The sequence below is a fragment of the Butyrivibrio sp. AE2005 genome (assembly GCF_000686965.1).
GTDB classification, from domain to species: domain Bacteria; phylum Bacillota; class Clostridia; order Lachnospirales; family Lachnospiraceae; genus Butyrivibrio; species Butyrivibrio hungatei_A.
On the sequence record NZ_JMMD01000001.1, the window covers coordinates 52,742 to 68,389 of the forward strand.

A 15,648-nucleotide genomic window follows, 5' to 3' on the forward strand; every position below is an offset into this window, starting at 1 on the left:
ATAAAATGATCGGTATGGGAAATCGAATATGAGAATAATTGATTATTACAATTATATAGCTACGGCTGCCTGCGCTTTTATAGGCGCAGCAGCCGTTCTTATTTACAAGAAGGGCAAGAATACAGATTTAGATACTGATAAAAAAACAGCGGATATTTCCGCAAAAACAGCGCATATTATTCTTATTGGGATAATTCTTTTTGCGGCAGCATTGCGGCTTATAGGGCTTGGAAGCGTGCCTGCCGGACTTCAGCAGGATGAGGCTTCGCTTGGATATGATGCCTTCGCGATCGCAAAATACGGCGTTGACAGAAACGGTTTCGCATACCCGATATATCCGATAACATGGGGGTGCGGTGGCGGAAGCCCTCTTATGATCTATATAAACGTACTTACGATCAAATTGTTTGGAACAGGTGTCGTGAAGCTCAGACTCCTTCCCGCAATTCTCGGAATCGCCACGGTTTATATTTTCTATCTGATATTAAAAGAAATCACTTTATCTTATAAAAAATCTCTTTTCGGAGCGGCATTTCTTGCGATATGTCCGTGGCATATCATACTTTCGAGATGGAGCCTTGACAGCAATATAATGCCGTTTACGCTCGGGCTTTCCGTATATCTTTTTATACTCGGAATCAAGACGGAGAAGACGCTTATTTATTGCCTAAGCGCTGCTGCATACGCGATGTGCATGTACAGCTACGGCTCTGCAACCATAGTGGTTCCGATCCACCTGATTCTCATCAGTATTTATTGCCTTAGAAAAAAAGTTATCAGTGTAAAGCAGCTTATTTTGGCTGTGCTCACATTTGTTATTGTATTTTCGCCGCTCCTTGTTTTCTATGCGGTAAATTACCTCGGACTTCCCGAGATAGTGACGGACAGCTTTTCGTTTAATAAGTTCACGGCGTCGAGGTCGGGGGAGGTATTTCTCAGATTTGATTCAACTCTTCCCTCCGCGCTTTATGAAAATATCAGACAGCTCCTTATTACGCTTACAATAGGCGACAACGATGAAATGCTGTGCCATTTTATTCCGGGATATGCGACGTTGTTTGAATTTACGTTTCCTATAACTTTTCTTGGGATTTTTCTCGGAGTTTTTTTGGGTAAAAAAGATATTGTAAATAAAACTTCTGAAAATATAGCTTCTGCAAATAAAGAAAGTGCGGAAGATACAAGTAAGATTGAAAGCGTGACTGATGAAGATAAGAGACTTGCTATGGATGCGGTGTTTGTGACGCTTTTGATCTCATGTGTGCTGCTGGCAATCGGAATCAGATCGGATGTAAGCAGGATGGTAATGATATTTCTTCCGCTCATATATTTTCTTGTAAAGGGAGTTTCCTTTATATGGGACAGACGTGCAGTTGGTGCATATGCTGTGATGACGGTTATTGTTCTTGCTGCGGGACTGTTTATAAAAGATTATTTTGGCGGATTTAATGATAGGACTTCGAATCTTTTCATGCCGGGATATGGCGAAGCGGCTAAGAGAGCTTACGAGATAGCAGGGGATGATACAGAGATTTATTCAACTTATGAGAATTTGTCAGCTCCGTTTGTTATTGCTCTTTATTATACGGACTACAATCCGGTAAAGTTTGCAGATACCGTAGTATACAAAGATGAAACGGATGAATTCAGAGTTGCCGAGAGTTTCGGGAATTTCAAGTTCGGCCTTCCCGAAGATTATGCTAGTTATGCCGGTAAAGATGCGGTGCTTATACTTGGAAGCTCGGAGCTGGAGGCTATTAACGGAGCTACGGACTGTACAGTAGAAAACTTTGGAAGATATTCAGTGGTATATGGTTCCGGCGAATGAGCGTGTTTAAAAATAGAACTGCTCCTTGGCATAGCCTTGGAGCAGTTTTGTTATGTTTATTTTTTAGATTTCCTCAGATGAAAGTTCTTCCCACTCATCATAGAGCGCGGAGAGCTTTTCTTGTATCTCGGTCTGCTCGTCTGTGAGCTTTCTGAGCTTTGCGAGGTCGGATCCGACAGCGGGATCGGAGATGAGCTCTGTGATCTCATTGTCTCTTGATTCAAGCTTTGCGATGTCTTCTTCACACTTTTTGAGCGCGGCCTCAATCTTTTTCCTTCTTGCCTTGGCTTCTTTTTGAGCTTTATAATCGTTACTTCCGGATGACTGCGCCGTAGCTGCTGAAGGAGCGGAAGATGAGGCTACGGGAGCGCCGATTGAGCTTGTGCCCGTATCTGATGTTCCGAAAGTGTTCTGCATCTTTTCCTCGACATGCTCGATGTAGTAGTCGTAGTTTCCGATGTAATTGACCATGCTCTTACGTGTGAGGTCAAGGATTCTGGTCGCTGTCTTATTTATGAAATATCTGTCGTGGCTAACATAGAGAACAGTTCCCTCATAGCCTGAAATAGCAGATTCAAGGATTTCCTTACTTGTAATATCAAGGTGGTTTGTAGGCTCGTCGAGGATGAGGAAGTTTGCATCGGAAAGCATGAGCTTAGCAAGGCTGACTCTTCCTTTTTCGCCACCCGACAGATCACCGATCCTCTTAAATACATCATCGCCGGTAAAAAGAAATGCTGCGAGAGTGTTTCTTATTTCGGTGTTGTTAAGCGAAGGATATGCGTCCTGAAGCTCGTCGAACAAAGTCTTGTTGTCGTTTAGAACGTGGTGCTCCTGATCGTAGTAGCCTATCTCGACCTTGGTTCCGAGCGTGATCTTACCGCTGTCTATGCTCTCAAGTCCGTTGATCATTTTAAGGAGAGTGGTCTTACCAGTTCCGTTGTCGCCGATGATCGCAACGTGCTCGCCCTTTTTGATCTCGAAACTTATATTGGAAAAGAGCTCCTGACTTCCGAATGATTTTGAAAGATTATCTGCCTCAAGGACATCTTTTCCGCTTTCGCATGAAGGTTTAAGAGAAATTTTCATGCTGTCGTCAATCGTTATGGGTTTATCGAGACGCACAACCTTATCCAGCATCTTTTCGCGGCTTTCGGCGCGCTTTATGGATTTCTCGCGGTTAAAAGATTTTAACTTGGCGATTACTTCTTCCTGATGCTTGATCTCTTGCTGCTGTTTCATGTACGCACTCCACTGCGCAAGTCTTTTTTGTTCTTTCTTGACGGAGTAAGCGCTGTAGTTACCTACAAAGCTTGAAACGAGCGTGTTCTCAACTTCTATGACTTTTCCTACGATCTTATCAAGGAAATATCTGTCGTGGGAGACGATAAGTACAGCGCCCTTGTAGTTAAGAAGATAGTTCTCAAGCCATCTGATCGAAGTCATATCTAGGTGGTTTGTGGGCTCGTCGAGGATGATAAGATCCGGGGAGCTGAGAAGAAGCTTACCCAGAGCGACTCTTGTCTTTTGCCCGCCCGAAAGGGTAGAGATTCTTTTATTGAGTTCATCTTCCGAAAATCCGAGACCCTTTGCGACACCTGTAACTTCGCTCTGCCATGAATAACCGGACATCCTCTGGAACTGTTCGTTCATAAATGTGTATCTGTCCATAAGGCGTGTGAGCTCGTCACCTGTGACGTGCTTCATTTCTTCCTCGGCGGCTCTGATATTTTCCTCAAGCTCGATTACGTGCTTTTTTACCTCCATGAGTTCTTCAAAGATGGTATTCTCTGTCTGAACGTTCTGATTCTGCGCAAGATATCCCCATGTCACGTCTTTTGAAAAAGTCACATCACCGCTGTCTGCCGCAAGTTGTCCGATAATTATCTTAAGAAGGGTTGTCTTTCCGGCGCCGTTGATCCCGACGATGGCAGCCTTCTCATTATTTTCAATATGAAAAGAAGCATCTCTTAAGATGTCCTTTCCGTCAAAGCTCTTATTTATATTATGTACTGATAAAATCATGATCTGTCTCCAAAAAACTACTTTTTGCAACACCACATTTTAGCATGCGCGCGGCGATATGAAAAGGTATGCTTGAATTCGCTGTTTATTGCGAGCATGACAGGTGATAAAATATAGTTGTTTGCAGAACCATGAGGTTTTCTGAGAAATAACAGCAATTCGTATCAAGATATTTAAGAATATACGTGCAAGGGAGCGCACATGACACAGAAGAAAGACAAGAATGGATTAACTGAAAAAGAGTTTCTTAAGGACTACAAGGCGGGAGATTATGAGAGACCGTCTGTGACTGCGGATATTCTGGTGCTTGGAACAAGTGCGGATCTGATGACTTTGAAGATTCTTTTGGTGAAAAGAGATGAGCATCCGTATCTGGAGCAGTGGGCTCTTCCGGGAGGCTTTGTTCGTAAGGATGAGACCGCTTATCAGGCAGCAGAGAGGAAGCTTTCTCAGGAGACAGGGCTTGAAGGAGTGTACCTTGATCAGATATATACTTTTACCAATCCTGCGAGAGATCCAAGAACCTGGGTTATGACAATCGCATACCTTGCCTTGGTTTCCGATACAAGCGACGATGTGCTCCACGGAATAACCTGTGCGGGCGTCGGAGAAAGTGAAGGCGGAGTACAGGACGCAGCATGGTTTGATCTTGTGATCGATGCAGACAGTATTAGCTTTATCAATGCCGAGAGAAATGTCGAGATCAGATATTCTATCGTGAACAAGCGCTTTAAGAACGGCAGGATATATTACGAAAACTGGGTTTCTGAGCCTGCAAGTAAGGAAGAGCTTGCGTTTGATCATATCGAGATAATCATAGAATCAATCCTTAAGCTCAAGGCTGAGTTTGAGCATACTGACCTTTCTTTTAATATGATAGGAGAGAAGTTCACTTTGCCAGATCTTCAGGTGTTGTATGAACTTGTGCTCGGCAAAAAACTCTACAAGACAAACTTCCGCGCAATGATCGCCCCCAAGGTCGAGGCTACCGGCGAGAAGATGAAGTCCATCAGCAGCAAAAAGATGTCCGCCGAGTATCGGTATAAGGGGTAAGGGGATTAAGATATAAAAGAAGATATGTGACACTTCTTGTAAATATAGAGAAGAATGATCAAAAAAAGCATGAAATGCCTATTTAAATGGCGTTTTCATGCTTTTTATTTTTTATGTTGACAAAGTAGTGAAAAGCTACTATTATATATTCAAAGATAAAAAGTAGCAAAAAGCTACTAATACAAAAGCATAAAACTCAAAGCAAATGCGCAACACACAAACGCACAAGCAACACAGTTACAAAAACCTTAAAGCAAGGAAGGAGAAAGCAGTATGAAACTCAGAAAATTTAAGCCAAACGATTATGTAATGGTTATCAAGAATGGAAAAGTGATCAAGGAAGGTTTGGGATTGTCGGTGTTCTACAACAATCTTACGACCAGCATCATGGTGGCGCCATCAACTGCTTTTGACGGAGCATTCGCATTCGATGATGTGGTTACAAGCGATTATCAGAGTGTATGTGTTCAGGGCGTTACAACCTACATGATCACTGATTACAACAAGGCTTCAAAGATGCTTGATTTCGCATATCAGACGAATGTTTCTACGGAGCAGAAAATTGCTGAGCAGATGGCTCTTTTGGAAAAAAGAATAAATAACATAATTAAGGCAATAGTCATTCGTGAAGTCAGCAGGAAGGATGTAAGGACGATCATAAGACTTGCGGATGAGATGGCCCAGACAATACAGGATGCGCTTACAAATGATGAAGCGATAGAAAAGCTTGGAGTCAGCATTGTAGCTATCAATATTCTTGGCATCAACCCAAAGACAGAGACAAGAAAGGCTCTCGAGGCAGCAGCCCGTGAGCAGATCCTTAAAGAGCAGGATGATGCGATATACAAGCGCCGTAATGCAGCGATAGAGCAGGAGCGCACGATCAAGGAAAACGAGATCAACACAGAGATCAAGGTTGCCGAGAAGGAAAAAGAGAAGGAAGAAAAAGAGCAGGAAATGAAACTGTATGTACAGCGCTGCGACCTTGATATGATGAAGGAACGCGAAGAAAGAGAACAGGAAATGCGCATGAGAGCTCTCAGAAGTGAGCTTGAGATGAGCACCGAGAAGCAGGAAAAAGAATTTGCGTTAAAAGAGATGGCTGCAACCAAGAAACTTGAGATTGAGAACAAGGAAATGCTTGGTAAGCTTGAAATTGAGAATAACGAGATGCTCGGAAAGATTGAACTTGAAAAGAAGAACAGTGAGTACACCGCTCTTGAAGCAGAAAATGAGAGAGTAAAGGCAGACCAGCAGGCATATGCACTTAAGGGACTTGTAGATGCTTACAACAACCTGAATGTGGCTCTCGTCGAAGCTTGCGCAATGGCACAGACAGATCCGAGCACACTCATGGCTAAGGCATTCATGAACATCGGTGAGAATGCGGACAAGATCGGAGCGCTCAATCTCACACCGGATCTTTTACAGACTATCACAAACGGACTTGCACAGAAGAACTGATCGGTAATCTAACGAGATACTCATAAAACGGAGGTCACTATGGACAGGGGAATGAATAAGGTTGTTTTGATAAAACGCCGCACAAGATATGAAGAACTTAAGAGAAGATATAACACAGTAGAGCAGGCAAGGTTTTACATCGAGCACCTTGGAGCCGATTTCTCCGACTACGAGAGAGAAGACAAGACCTATAATGCGGCTCTTGAAAATATCAGAAACCTGATTCGCCCCTGTGCAAGACTTCAGGAGATCGACAGAGAATATCTTCCCAACATGATCTTTGGAAAAGATGACATCGTGATAGCGGTCGGTCAGGACGGGCTTGTCGCAAATGCCATGAAGTATCTGGACGGTCAGCCACTGATCGGCGTAAATCCGGATCTCGCAAGGTGGGACGGAGTTCTTTTACCCTTTGAGATCGGAGAAATAGGAAAAGTTCTTCCGAAGGTGATTAATGGCACATTTGATACAAAAAATGTTACAATGGGAAAAGTGGAGACTAAGGATGGTCAGGTATTATATGCGGTAAATGATTTCTTTATCGGAGTATCTAATCATACCTCAGCAAGATATAACATTAACTATCGTAACCGGGTTGAAAATCAATCATCATCGGGAATAATCATATCTACAGGCTTTGGGATGACAGGCTGGCACAAGTCGATCATGGCAGAGTTTGTGGGAATTGCCAAAGCATTTGGCCTTAATTACGTCACTGAACTTCACGCGGACTGGGGAGCAAGACAACTAATCTTCCAGGTAAGAGAGCCGTATCCGAGTAAATTTACACAGGCGGATATAGTATTCGGGAAGATATTGGACAATGAGAAGCTGGTGATCACGTCAAACATGAGTGAAAACGGAGTTGTTTTCTCTGACGGCGTTATCGATGACACTATTGATTTCAATGCGGGAATGGAAATTACAATTGGTGTCTCGGACCGAATCGGAAGGCTCGTGACCGGTTAGGAGATTATATGGGAATCAGCTTTGATAAATATTTTGACGGTGACGGAAATATCAGGGAAGGAGTGCTTGCAGACAACAAGTGGCTTAAGCTCCTGACAGAGACGGACAATGTTTACGTAAACGCAGAGCGACTTGAGAGATATCTCGACCTTCTTGACGAGAACGGAGATGCGATTGAATACCCTGCTTCGAACTGCATAATCGTGGCAGAAAAAATAAATTGACCTAAATATACGGAATATTTATAATATAGCTTGATTGTACATTCAAAGGAGCACAGCTGTGAAACGCTTATACATACCGTTTATTTGGGAACTGGTCCTGATTATTTCAACAATTATCTGGGAAAAACAGTCATTTTATTTTTTCTTTGTTTTTTACGTTGGACTGATCGTATACTTTTACTTTATAAATAAACAGTTCTCATTCAGAGAACTGAGCAGTAATTTCAGTGAAGTCAAAAATTTTTGGATTCCCGTTATGATGACGGTTGCGGCCATGGTGCTGGCATATTTTTTTCAGGAAAAAATAATTGTCGGAATGTACAGTGAATATTATGACAGCATAGTTCATTTACCTATCAGAAATGAGCTTGCTCCGCTCTTGTTTAAGTGCCTTTTGTTTATGGTGATTAAGCCTGTTGCGGAAGGACTTTTCTATAGAAAAGCGATTATTTTATTTGACAATAAGAAAAAAATGGTACTTTTGACAATAGCAAGCCTTCTACTTTGCTCTATAACATTGGCACACGGGGTGGTCGGAATAACGACAATCATATTGATGGCGCTTCCCGTTACAATTGCTTACCTTGTTACAAAGAATGTATATGTTTCAATAATGGCACAGTTTCTTTTTGAGGTTTATAACACCGGATATGAGACAGTTTATGATCTCGCAAGAATCTATTTCAGATAATGCGGGTTGATAAAGGTTATAGTCATTATAATGCAAAGGAGAGGTAAAAAGTATGTTGGAGAAGTTATTCAAGCTCAAAGAACATGACACCACGGTAAAGAGGGAAATACTTGCAGGTGTCACGACATTCCTTACTATGGCGTATATCCTTGCCGTAAACCCTAATATCCTGGGAACTGTAATGAATGCAAACGGTGTATTTGTCGCTACGGCGATCGCATCGGCAATCGCAACATTTATCATGGCTTTCTTAGCTAATTATCCTATCGGACTTTCCGCGGGACTCGGACTTAATGCATATTTTGCATATACGGTTTGTCTTTCGGAACTGGCCGCCGAAGAGAACCCTTTTACGATCGCACTCACAGCGGTTTTTGTAGAAGGTCTTTTGTTTATTATTCTTTCTTTTTTCAAATTCCGTGAACAGATTATAAATAGTATTCCTCAGAACCTTAAGTTCGGTATTTCCGCAGGAATAGGTCTTTTCATTGCATTTATCGGAATGCAGAACGCGCATATCATTGTTGCAAATGAGGCTACGGTAGTAGGACTCGGAAGCTTCAGCGATCTTGACATGGTGCTTGCGCTTGTGGGACTTATCCTGATAGCTGCGCTTGTTTATTACAAAGTAACGGGCGGCGTTCTTATCGGAATTATCGGAACATGGATAATCGGTATGATCCTTCAGGCAGCAGGAATTTATACAGCAGGAAATCTTTTCCCCGATTTTTCACAGGGACTTCAGCTCGGAGCAATTTCTGAAACAGCGTTTAAGCTTAATTTCGGCTGGGCTGCATCACATCTCATTCAGTTCCTTGCAATTACATTCAGCTTCCTGTATGTAGATCTTTTTGATACGGTTGGAACAGTCGTAGGTGTTGCCGATAAGGCGGGGCTTCTTGATAAGGACGGTAATCTTCCCAGAGTCGGACAGGTATTTCTTGCCGATGCCGTAGGAACAACAGCAGGTGCCGTTCTTGGTACATCAACCATCACAAGTTTCGTAGAGTCAAGCGCAGGCGTTGCTGCAGGCGGAAGAACAGGACTTACGGCTCTTACAACAGGTGTGATGTTCCTTGTTTCACTTGTGCTTAGCCCGTTATTCCTTGCTATTCCTTCATTTGCAACGGCTCCCGCACTTATCTATGTCGGAATGCTTATGCTTATGAGTGTTACCAAGGTTAAGTTTGACGGAGACATCGCTGATTCTGTAGGTGCTTACCTCGCGGTAGTAATGATGCCTCTTTCATATTCAATCGCTACAGGTATTATGTTTGCTGTTCTTGCATGGGTAATCCTTAAGGTTATCGTTAAGAAGGCTAAGGATGTAAGCCCTGTTATGTGGATTGTATTTGTACTTTTTGTACTTAGGATAATTGCCCTTATTACCAACTTCCAGTGATGACATAATATTATTGACTACGGGCACCGCCAATGCTTTTTGTGACGGTGCCTGTTTATGTCATAGATTATTATTTGATGAGAATGGAGAAAATGATGATCAAGAAAAAAAGAAAATTTGATCCCAAGCTCATACTCGTAGGCATTATAGCTGTTTTTGTACTGCTTACGGTAACGGGAAGCTTCTATTCCGTTAAGGAGCAGGAGCAGGCAATCCTTACAATGTTTGGTAAGGTTGTCAGAGTTGACACCGCAGGTCTTTATTTTAAAGTTCCTTTTATTCAGAGTGTTCACCACATTGATATGACCACTCATGGTGTGGGTATCGGCTACACTATGCAGGATGGACAGAACATTACTGTAGAGGATGAAGGAATTATGATCACTTCAGACTTTAACTTTGTAGATATTGACTTCTACCTTGAATACAAGGTAAGTGATCCCGTAGCAGCATATTATAACTGCGAGAATCCCGAAGTTGTAATGAAGAACATGGCTCTGTCATGCATCAGAAACACGGTTGTAAATTATCCTGTTGATGATGTGATTACAACAGCAAAGGGACAGATCCAAGCAGAAGTAAAAGAAAAACTTCAGGGCGAACTGACCAATAAGGATATAGGACTTATGGTGGTAAACCTTTCTGTACAGGATGCAGAGCCGCCCACAGAGGAGATTGTTCAGGCATTTAAGTCTGTTGAAACAGCCAAGCAGGGCAAAGAGACAGCTATAAACAATGCCAAGAAGTATCAGAGTGAAGAGCTTCCCAAGGCAGAAGCCACAGCAGATAAGATCGTTCAGGATGCTGTTGCAAAGAAAGAGTCCAGAATAGCGGAAGCCGAAGGACAGGTTGCAAGATTCAATGAGATGTATGAGCAGTACAAGCTTCAGCCATACATAACCAAGAAGAGACTGTTCTACGAGACAATGGAAGACATTCTTCCCGAACTTAAGGTTATTATCACAGACGGAAAAACACAGGAAATGCTTCCTCTGGAAAGTTTTAATTCTGTTGAAGGAGGGGCAAAAGATGGAGAAAACTAATAATAAAGGAAAGATTATCGGAACAGTAATAGCCCTGATCGTTTGTGTACTTGCTTTCCTTGCATTATCCGCGACTTATGTTGTTCATCAGAAAGAGTACATTGCCGTAAGAAGATTCGGTAAGATCATCAGCCTTGCAAAAGAGCCGGGACTTTATTTTAAGACACCTTTCATTGATGATACACAGTCGATCAGCGCACAGATAGTGCTTTACGATATTCCTAAGTCAGATGTTATCACTAAGGATAAAAAATCTATGATTGCTGATACTTATGTGATATGGAAGGTTGTAGATCCTGTAAAGTACATCCAGACTCTTAATGCGATAGATGCAAGGGCTGAAGAGCGAATTGAGGCATCTGTTTACAATGCTACAAAGAACGCCATTTCTTCAATGACTCAGGATGAAGTTATTGAGGCAAGAGGTGAGCAGCTTACAAAGCTCATTTCAGATGAAGCCAATTCAGATATGACAGGATACGGAATTGAAGTCGTACAGGCTCAGATCAAAGCTTTGGATCTTCCTGATGACAACAAGCAGGCTGTCTATGAGAGAATGATCTCAGAGAGAAATAATATCGCAGCATCCTACACAGCTCAGGGTGATGCCGAAGCTCAGAAGATCCATAACGAGACAGATAAGGAAGTTGCGATCGTAAAAGCAAATGCCGAGAAAGATGCGGCAGTGCTTGAGGCTGAAGGAGAGTCAGCTTACATGTCGACACTTTCCAAGGCATATGATACAACAGAAAAGTCAGAGTTTTACAGCTATATAAGAGGTCTTGATGCCATCAAGAAATCACTTGTAGGAGACAATAAGACACTTATCCTTGATAAGAATTCAGAACTCGCAAAGATTCTTTACGGGAATTTTAATTAAATAAACATCGGGGATTTGCGGCGGCCACACTTGATAGTGTGGTCGCTTTCCGTTTATTTAATATTTCTAATTGATTTTTTTTCTTGCATTAGAAAAAAATATGGTGTATGGTACATATATCGAAAACGAAATATTCCGTAAGCAAACGCGTAGTATTACGCATTCGTTTGTTTATCCCACTTAATTATTTTAACATTTATAGTTTACAGTCTTGCGATTGAGTGCGCAGAGGATAGGAGTTTAAATTTGAGAGAGAAATATGAAACATTGAAACTAAATGACCTTAGAGATATTGCCAAGAAGAGGGGAATCAAGGGCGCAACTACTTTGAAGAAGTCAGAGATCATCGATCTTATGTGTGAACTTGACGAGAAAGAGAAAGCTTTAGCAGATTCCGATGATGCTACTGAAGCACCTTCAAAGCCTCGCAAAAAAAATATAGTGGTTAAATCTCAGAAAGAAGATTTTGGACACAAGAATGACATTGCCGAAGAGAAGCAGGAAAAGAAGTCTGATGCATCGGCAAAAGAAGAAACTGAAAATGAACTGCTTGACGGTGATACTGCCGACGGTATTCTTGAGATAATGCAGGATGGATATGGATTCATCAGATGTGAGAACTATCTTCCCGGTGAAAATGATGTATATGTAGCACCGAGTCTTATTAGGAAATTTAATCTTAAGACGGGAGATATTCTTAAGGGAACATGCAGGGCAAAGAAAGAGACAGATAAGTTTGCCGCACTTCTTCGCCTTGATACCGTAAACGGATACAAGCCCGAGGTTGCTATGGGAAGATGGAATTTTGAGAATATGACACCTATTTTCCCTAATTCAAGAATCAGACTTGAACAGCCAGGTGCCAGCGTTGCAATGAGAATCATGGATCTTATCAGCCCTATCGGTAAGGGACAGAGAGGAATGATCGTTTCTCCTCCCAAGGCAGGTAAGACAACACTTCTTAAGGAAGTGGCTAAGTCTGTTCTTAAGAACAGCCCTGAGATCCATCTCATCATTCTTCTTATCGATGAGAGACCTGAGGAAGTTACAGATATCAAGGAGTCAATTGAGGGACCTAACGCAGAAGTCATCTACTCTACATTTGATGAGCTTCCCGAGCATCACAAGAGAGTTGCCGAGATGGTAATGGAGAGAGCTAAGAGACTTGTTGAGCACGGCAAGGATGTTGTTATCCTTCTTGATTCCATCACAAGACTTACAAGAGCTTATAACATCGTTGTTCCTCCTTCGGGAAGAACACTTTCGGGTGGTCTTGATCCCGCAGCTCTTCATATGCCTAAGAGATTCTTCGGTGCAGCAAGAAACATGAGAGAGGGCGGAAGCCTTACAATTCTTGCGACAGCACTTATAGAGACAGGTTCCAAGATGGACGATGTTATCTACGAGGAATTCAAGGGAACAGGTAACATGGAAATGGTTCTTGACAGAAAGCTTCAGGAAAAGAGAATTTTCCCTGCAATCAATATTCCGAAGTCAAGTACCAGAAGAGAAGACCTGCTTCTTGACAGAGAAGAACTCACAGCCATCAATAACCTCAGAAAAGGCTTTAACGGCATGAAGGCAGATGACGCTGTAGACCAGTGCATCAACCTCTTCTCCAAGACAAGAAACAACACAGAGTTCGTAAGAATGGTAGAGAAGCAGATCCGCTTCTGATAGTATCTAAATAATCTATGATCACCGGAGCTGGCATAAAGTAAACAGCCCGGTGATTCTTTTATTTCTTGTTACAAATCTCATATATAACTGAAATTGAACTATTGAATGGATGGAATGAAATTAGAACCCCCTGTCTTTATTTGCTATTTTATGAAAATGGACAGTGAAAAACAGGGTATGTCCCTGTCTAAAAATGCAGGTAGCGAAGAATGGACAGTGAAAAAACAGGGTATGTCCCTGTCTAAAAATGCAGGTAGCGAAAAATAGACAGTGAAAAAACAGGGTATGCCCCTGTCTAAAAATGCAGGTAGCGAAGAATGGACAGTGAAAAAACAGGGTATGTCCCTGTCTAAAAATGCAGGTAGCAAAAAATAGACAGTGAAAAAACAGGGTATATCCCTGTCTAAAAATGCAGACAACGGAAAATAGACAGGGAAAAGGCAGAAGATAACCCTGTCCCAAAATGCAATCATTGTAAAAAAGATAGGATAACACCTAAAGATAAAGGGAAAACAAGGGAAGCAAAGAAAAATAAAGGAATACAAAGGAGAATAACGTTATATGAACAGCCTTGAAGAATTGTTAAAAAGGGAAAGAGACAGATTACTCAGGATAAGCAGAATAGTTGAGGACAGGCTGACTGATGCACCGGATGGCTTTTTGAAAATAACTACATCCAAGAATAATACTCAGTTTATCTATTGCTCCGGCAATAATAAAAATTCCTATATCAAGAAAGATAAGGTGAAACTGGCTTATAAACTTGCTCAGAAGTCCTATGACAGCAAGGTGAAAAGGCTTGTTGACAGAAGGCTAAAGCAACTTGCAACGATTGCTGAGGAATACAAGGACAACGAGATTGAGGATATATACCGGGAACTGCATCCTATTAGAAAAAGTATCGTAGAAGCAGTTGAGATTCCGTGGGATCAGCGAATCAAGAGATGGAAAAGTGTCCCTTATAACGGAAAAGATTTTGCGGATAATATACCTGTAATATGTACAAAGAAAGGGGAACGGGTTCGTTCAAAGACAGAAAAGATACTTGCAGATTACTTCTATGATAATGGTATTGAATATAAGTATGAGTGCCCGTTGAAACTAAGAGGTATAGGAACAATATATCCGGATTTTACATTTTTAAGAAAGAGAGACGGGAAAGAGGTCTATTGGGAGCATGATGGTAGAATGGATGATCCTGGATACGCAGAGAAGGCAATTCAGAAGATCAATTCTTATATGTTAAATGGCATATTTCCGGGGGATAATTTAATATTATCCTTTGAATCCCAAAAAACAGTATTAAGCGATAAAATCATACAGGCACTTATTGTGAAGTATGGATTAAAGAGCGAACTACCTGAAAGAAATACTTAGGGAAAAGCGGTAAGTACAAGGCGGAGACAATCGTCGATGTGGACATCGACGATTGACGACAACGCAGTACATGGATTATTTCATGAGTAAATTATCTAATTGTCATCTTGCCGGTACACTTGACGTCAACAACGGGATTATGTATAGCCAAAAACGAGCTGAATAACGGTAATCTTACCGTTATTCAGCTCATCAAATATCTTAGGATATTCAATGTACTAATTTAAAATCAAGCTTTCTTGCTGTAGTCTCTTTCGCCGAAGATTCCTGTTCCGACTCTTACAAAGGTTGCGCCTTCTTCGATGGCAACTTCATAGTCGCCGGTCATGCCCATTGAGAGTGTGTCCATGTGAACGCCGGGAATGGACAGGGAATTAACTTGATCTTTGAGCTCGCGGAGCCCCTTGAAGTATACGCGGTTTGACTCGGGATCCTCCGTGTAGGGAGCGATTGTCATAAATCCGCGGATGTTAAGATGGGGGAGAGTGCTGATCTCTTTTACAAAATCAATGGCTTCATCCGGTGAAAGACCGAATTTCGTATCTTCGTGAGCCATGTTCACTTCTACGAGAACATCCATTACAAGGTCGTGCTTTGCTGCCTGTTTCTCAATTTCGTCGGCGAGCTTTCTGTTGTCAACGGAATGTATCATGCATGCAACGCCGGGAAGATATTTTACTTTGTTGGCCTGAAGATGACCTATCATGTGCCATGAGAGGGGCTCTGTTATCTCGGCTGTCTTATCTCTTATTTCCTGAACTTTATTTTCTCCGAATACAGTGATGCCGCAGGCCATTGCTTCGCGGATGTCACTTACGGGTTTTGTCTTACTTACCGCTATAAGGGTTACGTCTTCCCTTTTTCTGCCGGCTTTTTCGCAGGCTTTTCTTATGTTTTTTTCTACATATTCAAGGTTTTCTTTTATCATCGGCCGCTCCTTTAATGTTGTTTATAACTCATAAACCGTGTTTTTCTTTATTTTTTGTATTTTATAGTATATCATATGATGTGA

Annotated in this window: 13 protein-coding genes; 11 read left to right on the top strand and 2 right to left on the bottom strand. The window is 41.8% G+C overall.

The window, feature by feature from the left end:
• Positions 1–28 precede the first annotated feature (28 nt).
• Positions 29–1,828 carry an ArnT family glycosyltransferase gene (locus tag DL92_RS0100260; RefSeq protein WP_026666560.1) on the top strand — a complete coding sequence of 600 codons (1,800 nt, stop codon included), beginning with the start codon at positions 29–31 and terminating at the stop codon, positions 1,826–1,828.
• Positions 1,829–1,891: 63 nt separating this feature from the next.
• Here DL92_RS0100260 and DL92_RS0100265 read toward each other — a convergent pair whose 3' ends face one another.
• Entirely contained in the window at positions 1,892–3,853 is a 1,962-nt protein-coding gene (locus DL92_RS0100265; protein ID WP_026666561.1) for an ABC-F family ATP-binding cassette domain-containing protein, read from the bottom strand.
• Positions 3,854–4,054: 201 nt separating this feature from the next.
• Between DL92_RS0100265 and DL92_RS17760 the strand changes: the two genes are divergently transcribed.
• The 10 genes from DL92_RS17760 (at position 4,055) to DL92_RS0100320 (ending at position 14,636) form a co-directional block, all read left to right on the top strand.
• Positions 4,055–4,906 carry an NUDIX hydrolase gene (locus DL92_RS17760; RefSeq protein ID WP_034468232.1) on the top strand — a complete coding sequence of 284 codons (852 nt, stop codon included), beginning with the start codon at positions 4,055–4,057 and terminating at the stop codon, positions 4,904–4,906.
• Between the two features lie 273 nt (positions 4,907–5,179).
• Positions 5,180–6,370 (top strand): SPFH domain-containing protein, encoded by a 1,191-nt coding sequence (locus DL92_RS0100275; RefSeq protein WP_026666562.1) that lies wholly within the window; start codon positions 5,180–5,182, stop codon positions 6,368–6,370.
• A gap of 39 nt (positions 6,371–6,409) precedes the next feature.
• Complete coding sequence (locus DL92_RS0100280; protein ID WP_026666563.1) at positions 6,410–7,339, top strand: diacylglycerol kinase catalytic domain-containing protein; 930 nt, start codon at positions 6,410–6,412, stop codon at positions 7,337–7,339.
• Between the two features lie 8 nt (positions 7,340–7,347).
• Positions 7,348–7,563 (top strand): hypothetical protein, encoded by a 216-nt coding sequence (locus DL92_RS0100285; RefSeq protein WP_026666564.1) that lies wholly within the window; start codon positions 7,348–7,350, stop codon positions 7,561–7,563.
• A gap of 58 nt (positions 7,564–7,621) precedes the next feature.
• Positions 7,622–8,254, top strand: coding sequence for a CPBP family glutamic-type intramembrane protease (locus DL92_RS0100290; RefSeq protein ID WP_026666565.1), 633 nt, complete (start codon positions 7,622–7,624; stop codon positions 8,252–8,254).
• A 55-nt stretch (positions 8,255–8,309) separates the two neighbouring features.
• Complete coding sequence (locus DL92_RS0100295; RefSeq protein WP_026666566.1) at positions 8,310–9,656, top strand: NCS2 family permease; 1,347 nt, start codon at positions 8,310–8,312, stop codon at positions 9,654–9,656.
• A 95-nt stretch (positions 9,657–9,751) separates the two neighbouring features.
• Positions 9,752–10,699, top strand: coding sequence for an FtsH protease activity modulator HflK (gene hflK, locus DL92_RS0100300; protein WP_242845816.1), 948 nt, complete (start codon positions 9,752–9,754; stop codon positions 10,697–10,699).
• A complete protein-coding gene (gene hflC / locus DL92_RS0100305; RefSeq protein ID WP_026666568.1) occupies positions 10,686–11,579 on the top strand; it encodes a protease modulator HflC in 894 nt (297 codons plus the stop codon). The genes hflK and hflC overlap by 14 nt, the downstream gene beginning before the upstream one ends.
• A gap of 246 nt (positions 11,580–11,825) precedes the next feature.
• On the top strand, positions 11,826–13,256 hold the full coding sequence (gene rho / locus DL92_RS0100310) for a transcription termination factor Rho (RefSeq protein ID WP_026666569.1): 1,431 nt from the start codon (positions 11,826–11,828) through the stop codon (positions 13,254–13,256).
• Between the two features lie 564 nt (positions 13,257–13,820).
• Positions 13,821–14,636: a hypothetical protein gene (locus DL92_RS0100320; protein WP_026655233.1), complete on the top strand. Its 816-nt coding sequence runs from the start codon at positions 13,821–13,823 to the stop codon at positions 14,634–14,636.
• Between the two features lie 229 nt (positions 14,637–14,865).
• Here DL92_RS0100320 and DL92_RS0100325 read toward each other — a convergent pair whose 3' ends face one another.
• On the bottom strand, positions 14,866–15,564 hold the full coding sequence (locus DL92_RS0100325; protein WP_026666570.1) for a YggS family pyridoxal phosphate-dependent enzyme: 699 nt from the start codon (positions 15,562–15,564) through the stop codon (positions 14,866–14,868).
• Between the last annotated feature and the right edge of the window lie 84 nt (positions 15,565–15,648).

Coding starts and splice junctions, on each gene's coding strand:
- DL92_RS0100260 (WP_026666560.1), top strand. CDS start 29: ATGAGAATAATTGATTATTACAATTATATAGCTACGGCTGCCTGCGCT.
- DL92_RS0100265 (WP_026666561.1), bottom strand. CDS start 3,853: ATGATTTTATCAGTACATAATATAAATAAGAGCTTTGACGGAAAGGAC.
- DL92_RS17760 (WP_034468232.1), top strand. CDS start 4,055: ATGACACAGAAGAAAGACAAGAATGGATTAACTGAAAAAGAGTTTCTT.
- DL92_RS0100275 (WP_026666562.1), top strand. CDS start 5,180: ATGAAACTCAGAAAATTTAAGCCAAACGATTATGTAATGGTTATCAAG.
- DL92_RS0100280 (WP_026666563.1), top strand. CDS start 6,410: ATGGACAGGGGAATGAATAAGGTTGTTTTGATAAAACGCCGCACAAGA.
- DL92_RS0100285 (WP_026666564.1), top strand. CDS start 7,348: ATGGGAATCAGCTTTGATAAATATTTTGACGGTGACGGAAATATCAGG.
- hflK (WP_242845816.1), top strand. CDS start 9,752: ATGATCAAGAAAAAAAGAAAATTTGATCCCAAGCTCATACTCGTAGGC.
- hflC (WP_026666568.1), top strand. CDS start 10,686: ATGGAGAAAACTAATAATAAAGGAAAGATTATCGGAACAGTAATAGCC.
- DL92_RS0100320 (WP_026655233.1), top strand. CDS start 13,821: ATGAACAGCCTTGAAGAATTGTTAAAAAGGGAAAGAGACAGATTACTC.
- DL92_RS0100325 (WP_026666570.1), bottom strand. CDS start 15,564: ATGATAAAAGAAAACCTTGAATATGTAGAAAAAAACATAAGAAAAGCC.